Annotated in this window: 20 protein-coding genes; 3 read left to right on the forward strand and 17 right to left on the reverse strand. The window is 43.0% G+C overall.

Annotated features, from left to right (window positions below; all coding sequences use genetic code 11):
* Nucleotides 1-32: 32 nt before the first annotated feature.
* A complete protein-coding gene (locus tag MJ612_RS03285) occupies nucleotides 33-452 on the forward strand; it encodes a hypothetical protein (protein ID WP_187029400.1) in 420 nt (139 codons plus the stop codon).
* A gap of 84 nt (nucleotides 453-536) precedes the next feature.
* On the opposite strand, the gene MJ612_RS03290 is transcribed toward MJ612_RS03285, so the two are convergent.
* The 4 genes from MJ612_RS03290 to MJ612_RS03305 all read right to left on the reverse strand — a co-directional run bounded on the left by MJ612_RS03290 (nucleotide 537) and on the right by MJ612_RS03305 (nucleotide 4,977).
* A complete protein-coding gene (locus tag MJ612_RS03290; protein ID WP_187029402.1) occupies nucleotides 537-1,100 on the reverse strand; it encodes a serine O-acetyltransferase in 564 nt (187 codons plus the stop codon).
* A gap of 196 nt (nucleotides 1,101-1,296) precedes the next feature.
* Complete coding sequence (locus MJ612_RS03295; protein WP_187029404.1) at nucleotides 1,297-3,534, reverse strand: cation:proton antiporter; 2,238 nt, start codon at nucleotides 3,532-3,534, stop codon at nucleotides 1,297-1,299.
* A 172-nt stretch (nucleotides 3,535-3,706) separates the two neighbouring features.
* On the reverse strand, nucleotides 3,707-4,108 hold the full coding sequence (locus tag MJ612_RS03300) for a hypothetical protein (protein ID WP_187029406.1): 402 nt from the start codon (nucleotides 4,106-4,108) through the stop codon (nucleotides 3,707-3,709).
* A gap of 212 nt (nucleotides 4,109-4,320) precedes the next feature.
* Entirely contained in the window at nucleotides 4,321-4,977 is a 657-nt protein-coding gene (locus MJ612_RS03305; RefSeq protein ID WP_187029408.1) for a DedA family protein, read from the reverse strand.
* Between the two features lie 671 nt (nucleotides 4,978-5,648).
* Here MJ612_RS03305 and MJ612_RS03310 point away from each other — a divergent pair.
* Nucleotides 5,649-6,512: a M28 family peptidase gene (locus MJ612_RS03310; RefSeq protein ID WP_187029410.1), complete on the forward strand. Its 864-nt coding sequence runs from the start codon at nucleotides 5,649-5,651 to the stop codon at nucleotides 6,510-6,512.
* A gap of 44 nt (nucleotides 6,513-6,556) precedes the next feature.
* On the opposite strand, the gene MJ612_RS03315 is transcribed toward MJ612_RS03310, so the two are convergent.
* The gene (locus MJ612_RS03315) at nucleotides 6,557-7,258 is read right to left on the reverse strand and encodes an MgtC/SapB family protein (RefSeq protein WP_187029412.1); all 702 of its coding nucleotides are present in this window, start codon (nucleotides 7,256-7,258) and stop codon (nucleotides 6,557-6,559) included.
* 129 nt (nucleotides 7,259-7,387) lie between these two features.
* The gene (locus MJ612_RS03320; protein WP_187029414.1) at nucleotides 7,388-8,830 is read right to left on the reverse strand and encodes an RtcB family protein; all 1,443 of its coding nucleotides are present in this window, start codon (nucleotides 8,828-8,830) and stop codon (nucleotides 7,388-7,390) included.
* Nucleotides 8,831-9,296: 466 nt separating this feature from the next.
* Between MJ612_RS03320 and MJ612_RS03325 the strand changes: the two genes are divergently transcribed.
* On the forward strand, nucleotides 9,297-9,779 hold the full coding sequence (locus MJ612_RS03325; protein WP_187029416.1) for a YqhA family protein: 483 nt from the start codon (nucleotides 9,297-9,299) through the stop codon (nucleotides 9,777-9,779).
* A 91-nt stretch (nucleotides 9,780-9,870) separates the two neighbouring features.
* Here the strand turns inward: MJ612_RS03325 and MJ612_RS03330 are convergent, their stop codons facing one another.
* The 11 genes from MJ612_RS03330 to MJ612_RS03380 all read right to left on the reverse strand — a co-directional run bounded on the left by MJ612_RS03330 (nucleotide 9,871) and on the right by MJ612_RS03380 (nucleotide 21,021).
* Nucleotides 9,871-10,491: a TlpA family protein disulfide reductase gene (locus MJ612_RS03330; RefSeq protein ID WP_187029418.1), complete on the reverse strand. Its 621-nt coding sequence runs from the start codon at nucleotides 10,489-10,491 to the stop codon at nucleotides 9,871-9,873.
* Nucleotides 10,492-10,713: 222 nt separating this feature from the next.
* The gene (locus MJ612_RS03335; protein WP_187029419.1) at nucleotides 10,714-11,979 is read right to left on the reverse strand and encodes an MFS transporter; all 1,266 of its coding nucleotides are present in this window, start codon (nucleotides 11,977-11,979) and stop codon (nucleotides 10,714-10,716) included.
* Nucleotides 11,980-12,078: 99 nt separating this feature from the next.
* Nucleotides 12,079-12,492, reverse strand: a complete 414-nt coding sequence (locus MJ612_RS03340) for a YeeE/YedE family protein (RefSeq protein ID WP_187029421.1) — start codon at nucleotides 12,490-12,492, stop codon at nucleotides 12,079-12,081.
* Nucleotides 12,493-12,605: 113 nt separating this feature from the next.
* Nucleotides 12,606-13,163, reverse strand: a complete 558-nt coding sequence (locus MJ612_RS03345; protein WP_187029423.1) for a YeeE/YedE family protein — start codon at nucleotides 13,161-13,163, stop codon at nucleotides 12,606-12,608.
* A gap of 89 nt (nucleotides 13,164-13,252) precedes the next feature.
* Nucleotides 13,253-13,579 carry a rhodanese-like domain-containing protein gene (locus MJ612_RS03350; RefSeq protein ID WP_187029425.1) on the reverse strand — a complete coding sequence of 109 codons (327 nt, stop codon included), beginning with the start codon at nucleotides 13,577-13,579 and terminating at the stop codon, nucleotides 13,253-13,255.
* A gap of 88 nt (nucleotides 13,580-13,667) precedes the next feature.
* Nucleotides 13,668-14,531 carry a sulfite exporter TauE/SafE family protein gene (locus tag MJ612_RS03355; protein ID WP_187029428.1) on the reverse strand — a complete coding sequence of 288 codons (864 nt, stop codon included), beginning with the start codon at nucleotides 14,529-14,531 and terminating at the stop codon, nucleotides 13,668-13,670.
* A gap of 244 nt (nucleotides 14,532-14,775) precedes the next feature.
* Nucleotides 14,776-15,423: a Crp/Fnr family transcriptional regulator gene (locus MJ612_RS03360; protein WP_187029430.1), complete on the reverse strand. Its 648-nt coding sequence runs from the start codon at nucleotides 15,421-15,423 to the stop codon at nucleotides 14,776-14,778.
* A gap of 62 nt (nucleotides 15,424-15,485) precedes the next feature.
* Nucleotides 15,486-15,941 carry a DUF2892 domain-containing protein gene (locus tag MJ612_RS03365; protein WP_187029432.1) on the reverse strand — a complete coding sequence of 152 codons (456 nt, stop codon included), beginning with the start codon at nucleotides 15,939-15,941 and terminating at the stop codon, nucleotides 15,486-15,488.
* A gap of 113 nt (nucleotides 15,942-16,054) precedes the next feature.
* Nucleotides 16,055-17,404, reverse strand: a complete 1,350-nt coding sequence (locus tag MJ612_RS03370) for an MBL fold metallo-hydrolase (RefSeq protein WP_187029434.1) — start codon at nucleotides 17,402-17,404, stop codon at nucleotides 16,055-16,057.
* 435 nt (nucleotides 17,405-17,839) lie between these two features.
* The gene (locus tag MJ612_RS03375) at nucleotides 17,840-19,087 is read right to left on the reverse strand and encodes a glycosyltransferase family 61 protein (protein ID WP_187029436.1); all 1,248 of its coding nucleotides are present in this window, start codon (nucleotides 19,085-19,087) and stop codon (nucleotides 17,840-17,842) included.
* A 1,283-nt stretch (nucleotides 19,088-20,370) separates the two neighbouring features.
* A complete protein-coding gene (locus MJ612_RS03380; protein ID WP_187029438.1) occupies nucleotides 20,371-21,021 on the reverse strand; it encodes a CatA-like O-acetyltransferase in 651 nt (216 codons plus the stop codon).
* Nucleotides 21,022-21,039 lie beyond the last annotated feature (18 nt).

Here is a 21,039-nt window from a genome sequence, read left to right on the forward strand (position 1 = left end):
TTAATCGTATTCTAAATCTTTGTAGTGGTTTTATGATCCTGTTCCAGAATAGCCTGTTTAAATTAGATTATAATCCTGCCACTGATATCGTAGAAATAGATTACCCTGACCTGCATACTTTTCTGCTGCCAGAGATCAAGCATACAATTGAACTTATAGTTGATGTTATCAAAAGTTATGACGTAAGAAAGCTTTTGCTGGACTCTTCTAAAACAGTTTTATCTGTTGAAGCGCATGCCAGCAGAGAAATATCTACTTACCTGGCATCTGGTATCACGAGCACGCGGGTACAGAAGGTAGCACGCCTGCAAGCAAACCTGCAAAGCGTTGAAAGTACCGCCCGAAATAATATCTCCCATATACAGGAATCGCAGAAGCTGCCTTTCGAACTACGGTCTTTTACAGATAAACAGGAGGCCATAAGCTGGTTAGAAGGTAAACCGGTTAAATAGCCGGAAAAACAAAAAGGAAAAGCAACCTCAGTTACTTTTCCTTTTATAAGATGCGTTTAAACCTGAAACTTACGCTGGTAATTACTAATTAAGTGCAACTGAGTTTACCAGATCGTTGCTTGGCAGTTCCTTCTCCATTGTTTGCTGCTCCGGATGGAAGGTTTTAATTACCTTAGCCGGGTTACCGACAGCTACTGAGTTATCAGGTATATCTTTCACAACAACAGAGCCGGCACCAATCTTTACATTATTCCCAATCTTAACAGGGCCAATAATACATACATTGCACCCAACTTCTACATTGTTTCCTAATACTGGCGAATCAGAATAAGAACCATCCGGGTAGCGTACGTTACCCAAGGTTGTGGAATGCCTTAAAAAACAATTCTCGCCGATAACAGAACAACCGTTTACCACCAGTGCGTGGCCGTGGCCCAGATAAAAGTTTTTGCCAACTTTGGTCCAGTGCGGGAGTTCTATGCCCATAAACCACTCTACCAGCAGCTTGTAAAAGATAAGGTAAGGGAGCCAGATTACTCGGAAAAGTTTGTTTTTGGAAGCAGGGTGAGCCAGGCGGAACAACACCATAACCAGTCTGCCTTTCAGGTTACCCTTATTAACAGCCCAGTCCTGAAATACATATGACATATCGGATTTAAGCTTAATATGTGTGGCAATACGAGATACAGGTAACCGCCGTTGCGCCAGTTCAGGTATAAATTGTTAACCTTTTTAAAAGTATGCCAGGCAGTAAAGTATAACCTCTGTTTACTGGTAACACAGGAAGTAAATTTCAGGTGTATACATGCTGCCTGTGAACCTGAAGCTGATGTACAGATTAGTGTTAAATCGGTTCATTTACGGCTTCAAGCTCCCTGATCCGCCACGGGCTGCCTACAATCCAGATGAGATCGTTTAGCTGGAACACGTAATTGGACTCTGGATTGAGAATGCGTTGCCCTTTGCTTTCGATACCAACTATAAGGCCTTTAGTGCGTTCCCTGATGCCGGATTCACGGATAGAAGTATGCAGCAACGGCGATGTTTCTGACACTACAAGCTGCTGTAGCTTTACATCTTCTGCCTTGTCCATATTCTTTTTGTTGTCTGATTCTGCCTGAATGAAATTCCTGAACTTTTCTATTTGCTCATCTGATCCGAAGACATAGACCTTATCTCTCGGGAAAACCATTTCCTGGTGGGTAGGAGCCATAATGGTACGGTTTCCTCGTTCAATAACTGCTATGTTCACGCCATACTTTTCACGTATCTGCAGGTCCATCAGGCTTTTGCCTACCACCGCCGATTCAGGAGAAATGTCAAAGCTGGTAAGGTGTACATCCCAGGGCGTAATAGAGTAGTGCATTTTGCTGGCTTCTCTTATTTCCCGCGCATTCAGGTTCGACATAAACCGATGCTCGATCCGGATGTAGAATTGCTGTATCTTTTTTGAGAATGCGATCAGAATAGCGATAATCACTAACCCAACCACCAAAGACACCTGTACCGGGAAGAACTGGTTTAACAGGAACCCAATAAAAAGCAAAGAGAACCCAATCCGGACAAAATCTATTACGATAAGCAGGCTGCGGTAATTCCGGTTGGCCCATAATCTGCCCAGTGCTTCTTTCTGCGGATGATATACAGCGAAAGCCCATAAGAAAGGCGCCATAAATAACAGGGTAATAGCAGTTGTAATAATATCTCCTACTGGGCCTTTTATTACATTTTCTGTAATAACCGGATTGAGGAAACGGGCAGACAGTAAAACAATAGCAATAATAATAACCGAATAAAGCAGCAAGTTAACTACATATGATCTTAGTACCAGTTTCCAATCGCTGGTAGTATGGATAACCTGCGCACCGGAGCTATACTTGTTCAGGGATTTTTTCCACCTTTCGGGAAGTACAGAATCCAAAAACCTATAGACCGGCGTGGACACCTTGATCATATACGGTGTGGTGAAGGTGGTAATGGCAGAAACCGCCACAGCAACCGGGTACAGAAAATCGCTGGTAACATTCAGGGTCAGGCCAAGTGTGGCAATGATAAACGAGAACTCGCCGATCTGCGAAACGCTCATACCAGACTGCACCGATGTTTTCAGGCCCTGACCAGCTATAAGTCCGCCCCCTGTTATACTTAAGGCTTTACCTACCAGCGTAACCACTGTAATAATGGCAATAGGCCCGGCATAGGTAAGTATAGTTTCAGGATTTATCAGGATGCCAACCGATACAAAAAATATAGCTCCGAAGAGGTCTTTAACAGAGGCAATAAGGTGTTCAATTTTTTCTGCTTTGGTAGTTTCGGCAAGTATAGAACCCATGATAAATGCACCCAGTGCCGGGGAGAAACCAACCTGTGCTGCCAGGATAACCATAAGCAGGCACAGTGCCAACGACACGATCAGCAATGTTTCATCATTCATCAGCTTACTTGCTTTCCGCAGGAAAGTAGGGATAAGGAAGATGCCTGCCAGAAACCACACTACCAGGAAAAAGCCTAGTTTTAGTACGGCAGCTATCATTTCTGAACCGGCAAACTGCTGACTGACAGCCAGGGTAGAGAGTAATACCAGCAACAAAATGGCTACCAAGTCTTCTACTATCAGTATGCCAAATACAAGGCCGGCAAAGCGCTTCGACTTAACTCCCAATTCATCAAACGCCCGGATAATGATTGTGGTGGAAGAAATTGAAAGTATACCACCCAGAAAGACACTGTCCATGGTGGACCAGCCAAGGAGTTTACCGGTAAGATAACCAAGCAGCAGCATTACCACTACCTCTACCAGCGCCATAATAGAAGAGGCACCGCCAACTTTTACCAGTTTCTTAAAACTGAATTCGAGGCCAAGGCTGAACAGCAGAAATATTACGCCTATCTCGGCCCAGATCTTTATGTTTTCAGTATCGATTATAGTTGGAAATATGGCGACATGCGGCCCGACCAACAAGCCGGCAATGATGTAGCCTAATACCAATGGCTGCTTTAATTTTTTAAAAAGAAGGGTGGTAATACCTGCAGCGCAAAGTATAAGCCCTAAGTCTGTTATTAGATGTGGAATGTGTGTCATAGTGTTGTTACAGCCCGATAGCTATAAATACTTTGGAATAAGTAAAAAAGATAAAATGCATGATGGAAATGTGCAGACACAGATCTATAGCTAAGTCAGCACAGATCTGAAGCAATAGCTAACAGGGGATGTTAACTACAGTTAAATGCTTTTAAAGTAATCCAATGTAAAGCTAAGGGGCATTAGGACATACAGCTACCAGTAACAGTTTCTGTACACAGGTATACCAGTAAGTATAACCGGAATAGGGGAGGTAGGCTATAGGTTGAGCTGAAAAAGAGGGCAGCTCTCTTGCTGCAAACGATAATGGCTGCGGGTGAAACTTTGCAGCATAGGATGCAGGTGCAGCATCCAGGAATACATGGCTTGTTTTACCCTGCTCCTCAGAACGGCTGATCTCTTCCCGCGCATGAGCCAGCGCTGCTGCGTGTTTACCTGTAACTACATTCAGCAGAAAATCATAAACAATCACCTCATGGCCCGGCAATGTAAGTGCCCATAGCAGCATTACCCACATCAGCGGGTATTTAAGGTAAATGCTTATACTTTTCTTATAACTTATCATCCTTGTCATTCCAAAAATAATAAGAATCAGGCGTTTTTGTTTTAGCTATTTTGAAAAACAAGCATGAAAGCAGCGGAAATTTTAACCGGAGAAGCTTATATGTACTGCGTGTGAGTTGTATAAAAATTAAAGACCACTACTTCACCTGCTGATTGAAATAGTGGTCTTGAATCAGAATTAAACCTGCTTAGTTCTTCATTACATTAGCAGGAAAAATACTTTTAAGCAGCTTTTTTTCTGTTGCCGATCCAGTTCTTTATAACTCCAATAATTGGCGGTGTAAGTGATAGTGCGATAATACCAAGTATAAGCAGCGTAAAGTTTCTTTTCACAGCTGGGATGTTGCCGAAAATATAGCCTACCACCATAAAGAACGAGATCCAGATGATGGCTCCAATTACGTTATAAGAAAGGAATTTGCGATAATTCATTTTACCTATACCTGCTACAAAAGGGGCAAAAGTTCTTACTATAGGCATAAAACGGGCATAAATAATGGTGCGGCCGCCATACTTCTCATAAAACTTATGTGTTTCGTCGATATGCTTTCTGCGCAGGAACCAGAAGTCGCGGAGGTAAACCCTATCACCAATTTTAGTACCGGTATAGTAGTTGAATGAGTCGCCAAGTATAGCTGCCACGCACAGCAGTACCATCAGCAAAGTAAAGTTTAACCCATACTCCGGTACAGCTGCCAAAGCACCTAAGGCAAACAGGAGAGAGTCGCCCGGCAGAAAAGGCGTAACTACTAACCCGGTCTCACAAAAGATGATCAGAAACAGAATTAGGTAGATCCAGTTTTTGTATTCTTTAACCAACTCAACAAGGTGTTGGTCTATATTTAATATAAAATCAATCAGGTAGTGAATAAACTCCATTCGGGATTGTAAGGGTTAACAGTAAGGTAATAAGTTTAAAGCAAGCGCATCATGTATGTCAGCCGGGCTAGACATGCCAATTTAGCGCAAGTTAAAGCATAAAACTTAAAAGCTTAAATTAAAGATGGAGTTTTGGAGTGGGTCAACTTAAGTAAAGCAGACTTAATTAAGGAAAATGGCCTTAAGGCAAATTTAAAAAGATAAAATTTATTTAAAGTTGAAATACCTGTCTTAATCCTGGTGTTGGAGTTTATACCCTGGGTTATGGTGCACCTGGTTCTACGTAATCTTGAGTAGCTATTTGATTCGGGTCTGTAGCATCATTATTTTCTTAAGTAGCATCAACCGCTACAAATGATACCAATACTACCAATAGTTTCCAGCTCTTCATTGCAATTGTTTTCATAGTTGTTTTAGGTTAGATCGCATTTACTGAATAATGAAAGTAAAGCACTGTAATTATAAGTTTCTGCCTTTTACTTTCTAATTCACTTCTTTAATTACGACGGCTTTACGTCAATATTGTCTTAGCCTCTATACGCCTGGTAATGTCAGAAGGTCAATATTAATGGTTAAATACGTATTTATCGCGGCATACTTCGGCAGTTAATACTATTAGACTTACTAACAACACTGTTATTTCGTAAGCGTGTAAAACCCATAACTAAAACATGAAAGCGAACACCAGACGATTATATGCAGATGTAGAATTCCTGACATCCCAGACACCACCAAGAAACTACCGCAACTTGGGTACATTAGAAGAGGCGGCGCGGTACATAGGGGAGGAGTTTAGTAAAGCAGGAGCTGCACCTGAGGTACAAAAATGGGTGGCAGATGGGAATGAGTATAAAAACATTATAGCTTCTTATAACCCTCAAAAAAACAGAAGGCTTATAGTTGGAGCCCATTATGATGTGTGCGGAGATCAACCCGGCGCAGATGATAATGCAAGCGCTGTAGCCGGCTTACTAGAACTGGCCAGACTTACCTTCGCACAGCAACCCGAACTGGACTATCGCATCGACTTTTTAGCGTATTGCCTGGAAGAACCACCATACTATGCAACAGGGTTAATGGGGAGCTACATCCATGCCAGGTCCTTGCACGACGATAAAGTAGATGTTATCGGGATGATTTGCCTGGAGATGATCGGGTATTTTTCTGATGAGCCCGAATCGCAACCCTTTCCTTCGCCGGAACTGGCAAAGCTTTACCCGCATGTGGCCAACTTTATTATAGTTGTAGGAATCGAAAAGTATGCTGCATTTAACAACAAAGTACATCAGCTGATGTCAGAAGATTCGGGTATAGATGTACAGGTAATTCATTTTCCTGTGGGCGAAGGTCTGGCAGGTATGTCTGATCAGCGCAACTACTGGAAGTTCGGGTATAAGGCGCTTATGATCAACGATTCATCTTTTATCAGGAATCCGAATTACCACATGCCTACAGACACGATAGAAACACTTGATTTTGCTAAAATGACGGAAGTGGTAAACAGCACCTACAAAGCAATTACCAATATACTTTAGAGCTTTAGGTATTTTATACTTTGCACAACCTGGTTAGCTACATCTTAAAAATCCTGGCCCAGCGATATCTGCCCTACATGTTTAAGCTCGTTCAGGTCTTTGTAAAACTGTTTTACGTGCAGGTTTTCCGGAACAAATACGTATAGTTTTATCGTAGAGTGCTGTTTGCCTTTTGCCTGAACAACATTAATATTCTTTGTAATGATATCATGCTTTTCCAGTACAGATAAGATCTTGCTGGTTTCAATTTTAGCAGATTGGAAGTTTACCTTCAGTGTTTTAAGAGAGCCTCCGTTAAAGAACTTCTTCCCGACTTTATCAAGTATAGCCAGCACAAAAAGCAGGAGCAATGTCACAACTATAGCGGCTTCGTACATACCCACGCCAACAGATAAGCCCACAGCTGCTACCGCCCAGATAGTGGCTGCCGTAGTTAAACCATGCGTACTTCCTCCTAGCCTGAAGATAGCGCCTGCACCCAGAAAACCTATACCTGATACCACCTGGGCAGCAATCCGGCCGGGATCAACATTGCGGTAATCTGTAAATGTTTGGGGGATATAAACAGAGATGAGCATCAACAGACAAGATCCGGCAGAAATGATCATATGCGTTCTTAAGCCGGCGTTCTGCCGCCTGCTTTCGCGTTCCCATCCTAATAAGCCACCAAGTAACGTGCTTAAAAGTAATCTAATAACTATAGTATAAGAGTTGATCTCTGTCGATTCTAGTAAGGCCCAATCCATATAAAGCTCCAGGTATAAATAGCTATATAGAGTTTACTGCAGACTTTACTGAAAGTTTTGCTTTTATGCTGTTAATTACCCGTAATGCTTCTTTTATCGATTATGATATTGAGTGCGAGTGAATTAGCATTAATCTACTTCTACATACTTTTTATCTTCGTTCATGCGCACAATTTTAGGCTGAAAGGTGCCAATTACTTCAACCAGATCCCGCTGGTAATCCATTACCTTATAAATATCTTTATAGGCCATTGGAGCTTCGTCCAAACCGGCACCGACCAGATCTACGCCGGCTTTCTGAAGGTGCTTTCGCATCTCCTGAGGGGAAAATGTTTTAATAGCCTGTGTTCTGGACATAACACGGCCAGCACCGTGTGAGGCAGAGTTGATAGCCGCAGTTTCGCCTTTACCACGCACAATAAACCCGGGTGTAGCCATAGTTCCCGGAATAATACCCAGCACATCTTTACCTGCCGGCGTAGCTCCCTTACGATGCACAATTACTTCCTTGCCGAACTCATTTTTCTCTTTCCATGCAAAATTATGATGATTCTCTATTCTGAGGATGGGTGCTTCTCCAAGCTGTGCCGCCAGGCGCTCATGTATCTGGTGATGGCAGGCCGATGCATAGTCACCAGCCAGGTTCATAGCAAGCCAGTATTCTTGTCCGGCTTCGGTATCAAGATCCAGCCACGCCAGGTGTTTAGCTTCCTGTGGAAGAGGGCAGGCATCCATGGCTACTTTCGTGTAGTAACCTGCAATGTTAGCTCCCAGTCTTCGGGAACCGGAGTGTGAAAGTATAGCCAGGTATTTGCCAGCAGGCAGCTCAAATTCGTTTGCACTGTCATGGATCTCTACGGTACCAAATTCCACAAAATGGTTTCCGCCACCAGATGTGCCCAGTTGCAGGTAAGCACGCTCTTTTAGTTCACGTACAACTGGTATCTCATTAAATTCAGGGCGACTCATTATTTCATGATCCATCGGTCTTTTAAAAGAAGTATTTCCAAAGCGGGTGCTGTCAGTAAGCATTTTAATGAGCTTTTCCCGGTTCTTATCTATAAACCCTGTGTGTATATCAAAAATACTCATGCTCATGCGGCAGCCAATGTCGACACCAACACCATAAGGTATAACTGCATTGTGCGTTGCCAGCACACCACCTACAGGTAAGCCATATCCCTGGTGTGCATCGGGCATCAAAGCACCCCCTTGTGTTACAGGCAGGCGCATGGCAATGTTCATCTGATCGAGAGCTCCCTGTTCTATACCTTCTGCCCCATATATGGCATACTTCTGCTTTTCTGTTTTAAGGGCAATAGGTTCTGACTCTTTGCGTGAAAGTATAGCCTGGGCAAGAGGAGCCAGCGTTGTATGCATCTGGTATTGCTCAGGGGCAGCCAATACATCCTGCAGCAATTCTATCTGGTGAAGTTTAGGTAACTCGGTAAAGTAGGTATGGATAATGTTTAACGCAGTGCCTGTTGGCTTGCCGGTTGGAAACCCCAGGGCCATTAAATCTTTAGATGCCAGTTTATCTGATTTCTGCTTGCTCTTCTTTGTCTTCTTCATAATTATCCTTTGACACGATAACTATGATGTACGAGTGGTTAATATAATGGATGACCACTTCCTTAACAGAAGGACCCCTTGGAGGTTTACTTTATATTGACATAAAATATAAAAGAAGGGGTGCTAAAACAGGAGAGCTGTGGGGTATATAGCTGGGGTGAAGCAAAAGGTTGTTTATGAAATTGCTGTAAATAAGAAAAGGCTCCCCGTCTGGGAGCCTTTTTTATATGATAAGTTTATAAAAACTTTTCAACTTTTAGCCATTCTCTTTTACGGGGCTGTTTTAGGTAAGGTTACAAAGAGTTAAAAAATATTTTAATTTTTTTTCCGACAGCCTAATAGACAAAGGCTTTAGGGTTATGATAGATCGTGCTGCCAATAATTTCGTAAAGTGTTGATAGATTGGTTCTTTTCAGGTATGTATACTTATCCCTTCCGAAATAGCTTCAACTCAAATAGTTCTGGAATGAAAAATTTACTCAAAATTCGTTACCTCTTTTTGATTGCGGTTATTTTCACGCTCCTGAATTCAACTTTCTTCCTTATTTCCGGCGTCATTGAATCCATTCATGGCTTTGAGATCTTCTTTAGGAAACTGGTATCCGGCGAAAAAATTCTCATCGGTATTTATTTCATGGAGGCGCTGGACAGGTTTCTGATTGCCTTTGTATTTATGATCTTCGGCTTAGGGATATGGAAACTCTTTTTTGTTAAAAATGTAGATGCTAAAAACCTGCCGGATTGGCTTCAGATAGAATCTTTTAAAGACCTGAAGGTGCTGCTTTGGGAAACCATTATGGTAACGTTGGTGGTATTTACAATTTCGCTAATAGTAAATACTACCGCAATGAAAGGCTCTGTAACAGATAGTTTAAACTGGAACGCATTAGTACTTCCGTGCGTCATCCTTATCTTATCAGTAAGTCTGTACTTTATGCGGAAGCATTGATGTTATCTGGTTTTCAGCTTTGGCAGAATTAAGTTAACATCTGGAATTAAACATAAGCTGGCTGACACAGTACGTCAGCCAGCTTATGTTTTTATTTATTCACTATACTTTGCAGGAAGTCCTGTACTTCCTTTGTGTCATAATCGGCCATACCTTCCTGTTTGGCTACGATCTTGCCTTCCGGTGAGATGATGAACGTAGTAGGAATGGAATTGGAGTAAAACTCCTTCGGAAACTGGCTGGCCGGCATGTATACCGGGAACGTATAGCCTTTCTTGTTAATAAACTTCTTCACTTTTTCCATGACAGCTTCATCTACCGAGAGCATCACGAAGGCAATTTTGTCTGATCCCACTTTTTCGTAGAGGCTCTGGATGTTCGGCATCTCGGCCACGCATGGAGGGCACCAGGTAGCCCAGATGTTCATAAACACTACTTTGCCTCTAAGGCTTTCGAAGCTAACGGTTTTGCCATCCAGACCCACCATCTGAAAACCGGCGCCAACCATTTCACCGGATGCCATATCTGAGGATTCATCAGGGGCAGTCAATTGCTCCGGAACATCGGCATTTTTAATACCGGCTGCCAGCAATAAACGCTGCACCTGCCCAATGCCTTCGGTGTGCAGACCAGTTAAGTATAAAACGCCAAAAACTGCCAGCATCACTACCCAGCCCGGTATATTTTTTATTGAAAATTTATCCTTGTTCATCTTTTATAAAATTAACACATTTCAAGCATTTATTCTGGAAGTGAAGCAGGGTAAAACGAGGTGTACTTTGTTATGAGGTCAGTCCCTTTGTGCACCAACAGCAAGTATAGTTTTAAGTTAAAACTGTCGGGGAGGAGTTTGCTCTTTTCCAATGTGGGGGAAGTATGTTGATTTATACCTGTAAGTATACTTGTATCCATAATTAGTTTTGAAAGTAGGCAATCAGGTAGCCTGAAGCAAACGAGTACTGCATTCCTTGCTGTGCCACAACAGCTTTTTGGTGCAACACATGCGCATTTCAGAGAGAACTCCAGCCCCAATCGTAAGTATAGCCGTTCCGATAATAACCGCTGGAAGCCCGAATAGGTCGCTGAACACGCCGGCAGCCACTGCTCCGGCCACATAGCCAAAGTCACGCCAGAATCTGAAAATGCCCAGGCTCTGCGGACGCTGCACCGGGTGCGTATTTTCGGCCACCACTGCCAGAAAGTTTGGGTAAACCATAGCGGTACCGGCCCCAAGTATAACCAGTGCTGCTACAAGTATAGGGTAATAATCTGCAAACAACAGCATACCAATGGCCAAGCCCTGTATCATCATGCCCAAGCTAAGCAGCTGCTTTTTACAAAGTATATCGCCCAGCCTGCCGGTTACCAGTTGCCCCAATCCCCATACAGCCGGGTAAATACCAGCCAGTAAGCCGGTTTCGGTTAATGTGTATCCTTTGGTTGTCAACAGTACTGGCAGCAGTCCCCAAAGTATACCGTCATTCATGTTGTTTACAAAACCATTAAGGGTAACAGAGCCCAGGTTGGGGTGGCGGAAGGTGGTGTCTTTCCAGATGTTTTTTAGCAGGGGAATAGAAGTTTGGGCAGCTTCTGTTTGCACGTGGGCATGGGTATCGCGGACAAAAAACAATGTTAGCAGCAAACCAACTATAGAGAAGCCAATGCCCGGAACAAATGCATATGTTACATTACCTGAAGTAGAAGCAATATACCCTGCTAGGAACGCAATCAGCCCAACCGCCAGGTAACCAGCGAACTCGTTAATGCCCATGGCCAGGCCGCGATTCTTTTCGCCTACCAGGTCAATTTTCATTACCACAGTAGCCGACCATGACAGCCCCTGGTTAATCCCCAGCAACAGGTTTGCAACTATTACCCACCACCAGTTAGCAGCATACAGCAAGAGCCATGGCACCGGCAGAGCAAACAGCCAACCGATCAGGAGCAACTGCTTGCGGGTAAACTGCAGCGTAAGCCGTCCCATCAGCATATTAGCCATTGACTTAGCGAGGCCAAAGGCAACTATAAACGAAAGAAGCGCCGTGTGCCCGTTTATGCCAAAAACTATTTCAGCAAACTCCGGAATTACAGAGCGCTCCAATCCTACCATAGCACCAACAAAACCGTTTACCAGCACAAGCAGCCAGAACTGGCCTGCGTTTTCTCTTAATCCGAGTCTGGTAGCTGCAGCGTTTTCCATAGTTTAGGTTGTCAGTTGATCGTTGTTGTGATATGCCTGAAAGCCACCGCCTGTAGCAAATGGCATTCAGACCATACTTCACTTTTGCCAACGTATAGTTTAGTGCGGTAGCTTGTCTTTGATAACACCGTAAGTATATGTACCAGCAATTGCACCACCTATAGCCAGTAAAATTGCCCAGTAACCATGGCCAATATTTACAAATAAGGGTCCGGGGCAGGCGCCTGTCAGTGCCCAGCCTAACCCGAAGATGATACCACCTATCAGGTAACGCGGAACAGATTTCTCTTTAGGAGTGAAAACAATCGGGTTTCCCTGGTAGTCGCGTAGTTTGTATCTCTTAATCAGGTACGTGATGATCACACCAAGTATAACTGCTGTACCAATAATGCCATACATATGAAACGACTGGAAGCGGAACATCTCCTGGATACGGAACCACGAAATAGCTTCCGATTTGCTCATCACGATGCCGAACAGAATGCCGGCAAGTATAAATTTTAATCCTTTCACGGGACAGATAATTAAGAATTAGGAATTAAGAATTATGAATGCAGTTGGCTGCTTTAGCTTATGCATTAGTAGTTCTAATTAACTGATAACTGTTTATGGTTAACTGCACCCTATTAAAAAATCAGCGGCAAAAAAAGCCAGGTAGTTATCAAACCACCGATAAAGAAACCGATCACGGCAATCAGGGAGGGTAGCTGCAGGTTTGATAAGCCGCTGATCGCGTGCCCTGAAGTACAGCCGCCAGCATAGCGGGACCCAAAACCTATAGCAAAACCACCCAGCAGTAATACTAGGAAACCCTTAACCGTCAACAGCGCCTCTAAGCTAAAAAGCTCTTCGGGTTGCATACCATTAGGTGCTGAAATACCTATTTGGCGCAGGTCCTGAATAGTTGCCTGTGAAATCTGAACTGCTTCTCCATTGGATAGGAACTGTGAAGAAATCACTCCACCAAGTATAGCCCCTACTAAGAATAACAAATTCCAGGTCTGCGAGCGCCAGTCAAAATCAAAGAACTTATGTTTTTTACCTGCACCGCAGGCAGCACAGATTACACGAAGATTGGACGAAAATCCAAATGATTTCCCGAAGAACAATAGCAGTAACATCACGAAGGCGATCACAGCTCCCGATGTGTACCATGGCCATGGTTGCCTTAATAGCTCTAACATATTTATAGTTTAAGTTAATAGTATAGTTTACAAAAGCAGGGAAGGAGCTCGTTCACAGACTCCTTCCTTTAGCTGCTTTAGAATTTACGTTAATGAGGCCAGGCACTTATCCCACCTGACAGGTTATAAGCTTTAAAGCCATGCGCTGTCATCAGGTCGCAGGCGGAGCCGCTTCGGTTACCGCTACGACAGAACACAAAATACTCTTTTCCTTTATCAAGTTGCTGCAGTGCCTGCTGAAATTGTGGTGAAGTTACATCCAGGTTACTTGCTCCCGGAATGGTGCCCGACGCAAATTCCCCGGCTGTACGCACATCCAGCAACTCAGCGTTTAATGCATTTTTATTCTTTGTTTTAAAGGTGCTTCCGTCCAGGTCTTCGTAGTTTTTTGGAGCGGATTTAAATATATTAAACATGCTGATTTAGTTTAAGTTTTAAAGTTGATTTCACTACAAATGTCGGAAGATGGGCAGCGTAGTTCAGTGACTTTGGTCACGTATGGGTTTAAGAGAAAAATACCTCCTTAGCAATGATGTACATACCCATCACGAGCACGAACCAGCCAAAAGAAGTTTTTAGTTTATCTGCATGTATCTTAGTAGAAAGGAATGAGCCGATAAAAATACCAGCAATAGAAATGGTAGAAAAAGTAGCCAAGAACACCCAGTTAATTTCGTAGTTGTAGATATCACCTATAAAGCCGAACAACGATTTAGCAGCAATAATAAGCAGCGAAGTACCCACGGCCATCTTCATATCTAATTTACTGAACAGCACAAGCGCCGGGATGATGAGAAAGCCGCCACCTGCACCTACCAAACCGGTAAGTGTACCTACCACCAAGCCTTCGGCCAGGATGCCTCCATAGTTGAACTTTGGCTTTGGGTGCGTTTCTGTTTTATCGGTATGCTCCACATCTAGTGCAGTATCAATGTTTTCGTCTACTGCATCAACAGGTTCTGCCGGCACTTCTTTTTTCTTTCTGATCATCGAGATAGAAGCAAATACCATCAGGGCCGCGAAGAGCAACATCAGCAATACGCCTTTGGTAACTATAAAATCCCCTACCGAAAAGATGTTTTCAGGGATGGCTGGTACAATGTAACGTCGAGTGGCATACACTGCAACTATAGAAGGCAGACCAAACACAAGCGCTGTTTTTAAACTCACCAGCCCTTTTTTGTAGAACTTATAAGAGCCAACCAGGCTGGTAAGTCCAACTATAAACAGCGAATAAGCGGTTGAGATAACAGGGTTAAGGCCGATTAAATAAACCAGTACCGGCACCGTAAGTATAGAACCGCCGCCACCTATCAGCCCAAGAGACAGACCAATAAGCATTGCTGCGATGTATCCAAGTATTTCCATTTTGTTCAGTTTGTAAGTTAACAGTGCAAAAGTACACTTAGCAGCAACTATGCGCAGTGACTCTTGTCACAGAGGGAGGCTTTTAGTTAAAGAGGGAAGAGTTAGAGAAGTATGAATTTTTGAGTGAAGCAGTAGATTAAAGTTTTCTTAATTACGCTTTCTCAAAAGTATAAATCCTAATAAAAAAGAGCTAGAAAATTGCTGCATCTCAACTCTCTAACTCTTCCTTCTCAAACTCTTACTTCTAAACTATGTCCAGGTCTTGTACTTCGATGTAGTTGCGGTGCAGTGTAATGGCACCTTTCTGTTCCAGCTTTTTAAGGAGGCGGGAAATCACTTCGCGGGAGCTGTTGAGTTCGTCGGCAATTTGCTGGTGTGATAGTTTTACTTGGTTGCCGCTTACTTTTATGTGGCGTTTCAGGTAAAAAATAAGGCGTTCGTCTAAACCTTTAAAAGCGATACTATCTAAGGTTTGCAACAGCTCTTCAAAGCGCTGGCGATAAGACGCGATCACAAAGTTGTGCCAGCTTTTATACTTGCCCAGCCACAGTTCTGATAGGTGTGACGGTACCAACAGTACTTCCGCGTCAGTTACTGCCTTCACCCTGATCTGGCTTTTCTCGGTACGGGCGGTACACATCATAGAGAGGGCGCAGGCATTGCCCGGCTCCAGGTAATACATCAGGAACTCATTGCCTTCAACGTCTTCGCGGTATACTTTTAAAAGACCACGGAGTAACAGCAGGGTAGAAGTAATGTATTGCCCGCTGCGCATCACTTCTTCACCTTCTTCCGCTTCTTTCAGAGTGCTTTGTGCCAGCAGTTCGTCCAGCAGTTGGTCTTCCAGTTCTGGGAATTTCTTTTGAATGAGTTCTTTGGGCAGTGTCTGCATGTGCAACACGTTATGTGGGGCAAATTTGATTTGTGAAGCTGTAAAAGTATAAAAGCTGCGGATCAGGACCTCACCACATTTAAAACGCCTTCTGCGGTAGTTGCCCCTAAAATTTTGTTGTAGTCGCCACGAAGAGCTTTCAGTGCCTGGCGTTCCTCGTCTATTTCTTTCCGCGTTCTGAAACCCAGCTTACGAAGTACAGGCAGTGGCGGACACCAGCCCTGCAAACCATGTTGCAGTAGAAATGAAGCAACTATACCTGGCAAAATAAACCAGCGTTTATTTTGGGTAGCTCCTAATACCAAACCTGTTAAGGCGAGGGTAGAGGCATTTACTTCCAGGGCGCGTTCCAGGTCCCATTCTTTGTTTAATTTCTTCAGGCGCTTTTCAATTTTTTTAGGAGAATCGTAGCCATAGCGGTTTATGTTGTCTAAGGTCTTTTCATCTATCTCCCGGTTGGCTGCATCTGTAGAGCTGCGTCTTACACGGTCTTCCTGATGCTTTCTGTTTGTTTCCATAGTTCTCGTTTTTTATTGCTATACGGTCAGCAACTTGCAGCAGGTTAAATGGCATGGAAACAAATAAATAGCCGGTGCATGAAAAGTATACACCGGCTATTTATTTAAAGCTATTATTTCGGACCGTCCTTAAACTGGTTTACAGCTTCGCTCAGGTCCAGCACGTTGGCTTGTGGTAAGGCTGCTTCTACGATGCTGCTACCGGCTGCCGAGCGGTAACCACCGGCACAATGCACCACCACTGGCTTATCTGCCGGTATTTCTTTAGCACGTTCGCGCAGCTCCGGTAACGGAATGTTAATGGCCTTCCCGAAGAGCTTGCCTGCTTTTACTTCCGAAGTGTTGCGGATGTCTACAATGGTATAATCGTCCTGGTGCTCGCGGAAAGCCGGTACATCCATTTCAGGAGTTTGAACTTCTTGAGCAGTATCCAGTACAAACGCACCTTTGATCAGCAGTTCATAGCCTATTTTGGCTGCTTTGGCTATCAACTCTTTTAATTGTGCTTCGCTCTCGGCTGCCAGGTAATACTGTTCTTCCGGCCCAACTATACTTCCCAGCCAGGTCTCGAACTTACCCCCGTTCTGGATGTTGATGGCACCTTTGTAATGTCCTTTCTTGAAAACCTTTTCGTTTCGGGCATCCACTATCAGAGAACCATCTTCCGGTTTATAGTTCTTCTCCAGCAGTTTCACGCCTTCTATACTTGGTTGATAGGCTGGTGCACCTTGCTTGTTCAGGCTCACGTCATAGCCAAAGTACTTGGGTATAAAAGGCTGGTCTTCGGGCAGGATCTTTACAAATTCATCCTCGCTCATTTGCTGCAGGGCATAATTGCCTGTTTTCTCGGCACCGATGGTGCTTGAGTTGGCATCGCTTAGGGCTTTGCCACAAAGTGAACCGGAACCGTGGGCAGGGTAAACCGTGACGCTGTCGTCTAGCTTCATTAGTTTTTCGCGGGTGCTGTGGTACATCTGGCGGGCCAGTTCTTCGCGTTTGGCTGTAATGTTACCGGCACTCTCCCGCAGGTCCGGGCGACCCACATCGCCTATAAACAGGGTGTCGCCGGTGAACACAGCTTTGTCTTTGCCTTCGTGCTCGAGCACAATACTGATGCTATCGGGCGAATGGCCTGGTGTGTGCAGCGACCGGAGTTTTATTTCTCCCAGTTGCAGCTCAGCGCCTTCATCAAAAGCGGTATGCTTATAATCGGCACCTACCAGGCTGTGGGTATAAATAGTGGCACCAGTTTTCTGGGAGATCTCCAGGTGCGAGCTTACAAAATCGGCGTGCGGGTGCGTCTCGATCACACCAACTATAGTAGCATTGTTTTCGGTGGCGTAATTATAGTAGGGCTGCGGATCGCGGGCCGGGTCAACAAGTACTACCTGGTTTGCCTCCTCGCTTAGAATGGCATATGCGTAATGCGCTAATCCTTTGTCTTCGAACTGTTTAATTTTCATTAGTTTTCAGTTGTTATAGTTTGTTAATGCCGGGAGTTTATACTTGCTCCCCATTATGTACTACAAAGGTAGAGGGTGTAATGCCGCAACACAGTGACGTTTGTCACACAGCACGGCCCGCTAATAGTTTATACTCATCAGCATTTGGTGCATCCGCTTATACTTATACTTTACAGGTCCTGTAAACCAGTGATTAACAGAATTGACTAGTACTTATCTATACTTGAACCCAGTTAGTGCAATACTGACTGAGTAAGAAATTGAAAGTCATCGTAGAACCTGATTATTTTTACAGGAGGTATTTTGAAATAGTTGAGTTTCGAAACCGAAAATGGATCCACGCTTGGTGTGCATCAGCATTCGGCAATAAAAAAACCGGACCTGTTTTATAGTTCAGGCCCGGTTCAGATCAGGTATCTAGCTTATATTATAAAATTATACCAGTGCTTGAGATAAGGTTTTCTCAGGTTCTACTATCTGTTCAAGCAACTGTTCAACTTTCTCAGTTTCAACTACAAGATGATCATGTTGGCCTTGCTTGGCGTTAGTGGCTTTACGCCCCTGTGATTTGCAGATGATATACTTGTAATCCAGTTCAAGTTTGGTCGCAATATCAAAGAAGGGTTCTATCACAAAGCCCTCGTTAAAAATCTCAACCAGCTTGGTGCCCGGCTGACAGAAGAGCATGCTGATAAGACCTGCGCCCGTAGGAGAAAGTATAACTTTCGCTTTCGAAAACAGCTTTATTTTATCTGTAATAGAGAGCTTACTAGAGAGAATGGTGTTAAATCCATAATGTCCCAGTACTTGCTGCAACTCATCTTCGTTTAAGATATTTCGCACACTGGAGTCGCGTCTGCTGATGAACAGGAAAGGACCCTCTGATTGAACAGGTTGCTGTTCTTCTGTCGGGACTGCCGGTAAGAACGCTTCGCGCATATAGGTTATCAACCACTTAGGAACCAAAGTATGGTTACCTCTAGGTGCAGTAGAAGCTATTATTTTATCAGCAACTATATGAGTATGGGTTTCACCTGATATTATTTTCTCCTTCGAGATACCTAAAAGTTCCAGAGTTTCCGTCTGATAGCTGTAACGTGTACTTGGCACCAGGAACCAATCTATTTGGTCGAACAAGCCGCTTTGCTGCAGCAGGTGCAGACGAGGAAGTACATCTAAAAACCAGTGGCCGATGTTATTGATACCTGCCCCACCTGAAAGCATAGTAAATACATTTCCCTGTAGTCTTACAGGTTCAGAGAACATCTGCTGGCTGAAAATATTATTGTTTTCCGGTTTTGTTACTTTGCCATCCTTTAAGCTTAGGGATACATTATCCACCAGTTTGTTATCTTTCGTAATGATGGCGATACTGCTTTCATTGTCAGTATGCAAACGTCCGTTTAAAACCTCCACAACTACATAATCTGTTATAACACTGCGTTGTGGCTTCCAGTATTCTGAGCAGGCCTGGTATAGGTCTTCTGTTATATCAAGGGTTGTTAGATGTTGCGGATAAATACTATGTACGACTATATTATTGTAAGATATCGGGGTAGATAGTTCAGAAAGTTCTATAGTCTGTACACTAACAGGCCTGTATCGTTTATTTTTAGGAATAACACGTTTTGCAATTTTTTTTAGTGCTTTGGTAGCTTTGGTGAGAAGTATTTCGAATTGCATATAGGTAGAGGGTTCAATTCATGATAATAGCATTTAAACTATGAACTTGAACGCTGTTTGCACTTAAAAGTTGATCCTTTTATATAGTAATTTTTTTATTGAGGCAGATATTTTTTACGTTGCTGATTCAGAGAGTCTTATACCTTTATAAAGTATAATTTCACATTATTTATGTATTGTTAATAGGAAGAGGTTTTGGTAGCTAAAATTGGATCGATTAAAGTTATTTTACTTGATACTTTTTGTGTTAAAATCGTAAAGTCGTTATAAGTCAGGAGATTAAGTCAGATAGCAGTTCTGGTAGCAACGGTACAATGCACTATTAAAAGGGCACACCAAGGGATTCTTAAGTTAAACTGAAGAGACAGCTTATTTTAGTATGTAAATCTAGGCATACCGCCTAATATTTAAAGGGTCGTTTCTATAGTATACTAGGAGCAGGTTTTGTGCACCTGTAGCTGACATTTATAGTCGTATACCCGATGTTTGTTTATACTAATTATACAAAGGCAACAAACATGCATAGAAAATCTGCTACTGGGACTACTAAGGATATATCTGGAAGTATAAATGACCAGACAAGGCTATACTTCCGGATGGCAAACCAAAGAAACTGTGCTCATATTAACGTTTAAGCTGTTTTTCTTTTACGCGTATAGTATTTGCTGAATTTCTTGGTATTCTTATGTTTATGATGCAGGCCATTGGCGCTATGTGGTATATGACATACAGGACACATGGTTATATCCATCTCATTTTGTAGTTCTGCTAACCCGTCTTCTAATTGTCTTAAGTATGCTATGATGGTAAGTGTTCCGAAAGCCCCTATTAATGCGAAAATGTATGTGATAACCATAGTACTCTAATATTAAATAAAAATTCATCCCTGCAACTTGCTCCGACAAGCTTAACTGTATGGTACAGTTATTTGATAAAACCTATATGTTGGTTTTATTATTGTCTTAAAGGAAACTTTTTTTACTTATAGTCGTAGGGGCGACGCAGAAGAGTAACTTTATTCAGAAAATCTTCAGTCAAATTAAATATTATTGTTTAAACATCAGTACTTCAGGTCTTTATTGCTGCTTTTTATAACGGTAATAAAGTCGGGGCTATAGGTATGGATAAGTGCCTACTACAGTGTTAAGGTACAAAGAGGCATATGATTAGCCAAGTTTATAGAAAATATAATATAATTATTCCTGCAAGCAGCCATTTTGGGGAAGGGCTGCTTTTATGTAGATAAAAGAATAATTAAAAAATAATGGTGGGGTGAAAAGGATTTAACCACTATACTTCTCGATTACTTTTTCCAGCTCCCTCAGAAACAAATGAATGTGATATCCATCAGCCAGCGCATGGTGTAACCCAATACTTATAGGTAAGATTATTTTACCAGAATGTTTTTCAAGCTTTCCAAAAGCAATTTTCGGCACGCCCGGGTCCTGAGGATTTACCGAAAAAGCATGCTCCATGCCTTTAAACTTAAACCAGGGTAGCGTGGTCATGTGCAGCAAATCTACTCCCTGATAACCATTAAACAAATTTCTGCTCTTCTTTACTTCAGCAATAATAGCCGCACCCTCCCGGCAAAAATCAACCAAGCTTTCATGAAAAGGGAAATGAGTGAAAGCGATGTTATGATCAACCTTTAAGACAGTACTCGATAGGTCTAGACCACTATATTTGTATACCTGCCCGTCTTCTATCCGAAAAAGGAAGTTATCTGTAGCCCGGGCAGCTTCCACTGTTGCATGCATGTAAGCCAGCGAAACCGGCAATTGCTGTGATTTGCAGTAAGCGTATAGCGGTGTTAAATCAACTTCAGTATGTACATTAAAGAAAGGTTGTGAAAAGGAGCTGAAAAAGCGATAGGTTTCTTCTCTTTCCCAACCTTCTACAGGTATAAGTTGTCTACTGTAACGGGTGTTCATAAATTAACTCGGGCTGCT

Origin of the sequence: Pontibacter deserti, from assembly GCF_023630255.1 — a bacterium.
Classification (GTDB): Bacteria; Bacteroidota; Bacteroidia; order Cytophagales; family Hymenobacteraceae; genus Pontibacter; species Pontibacter deserti.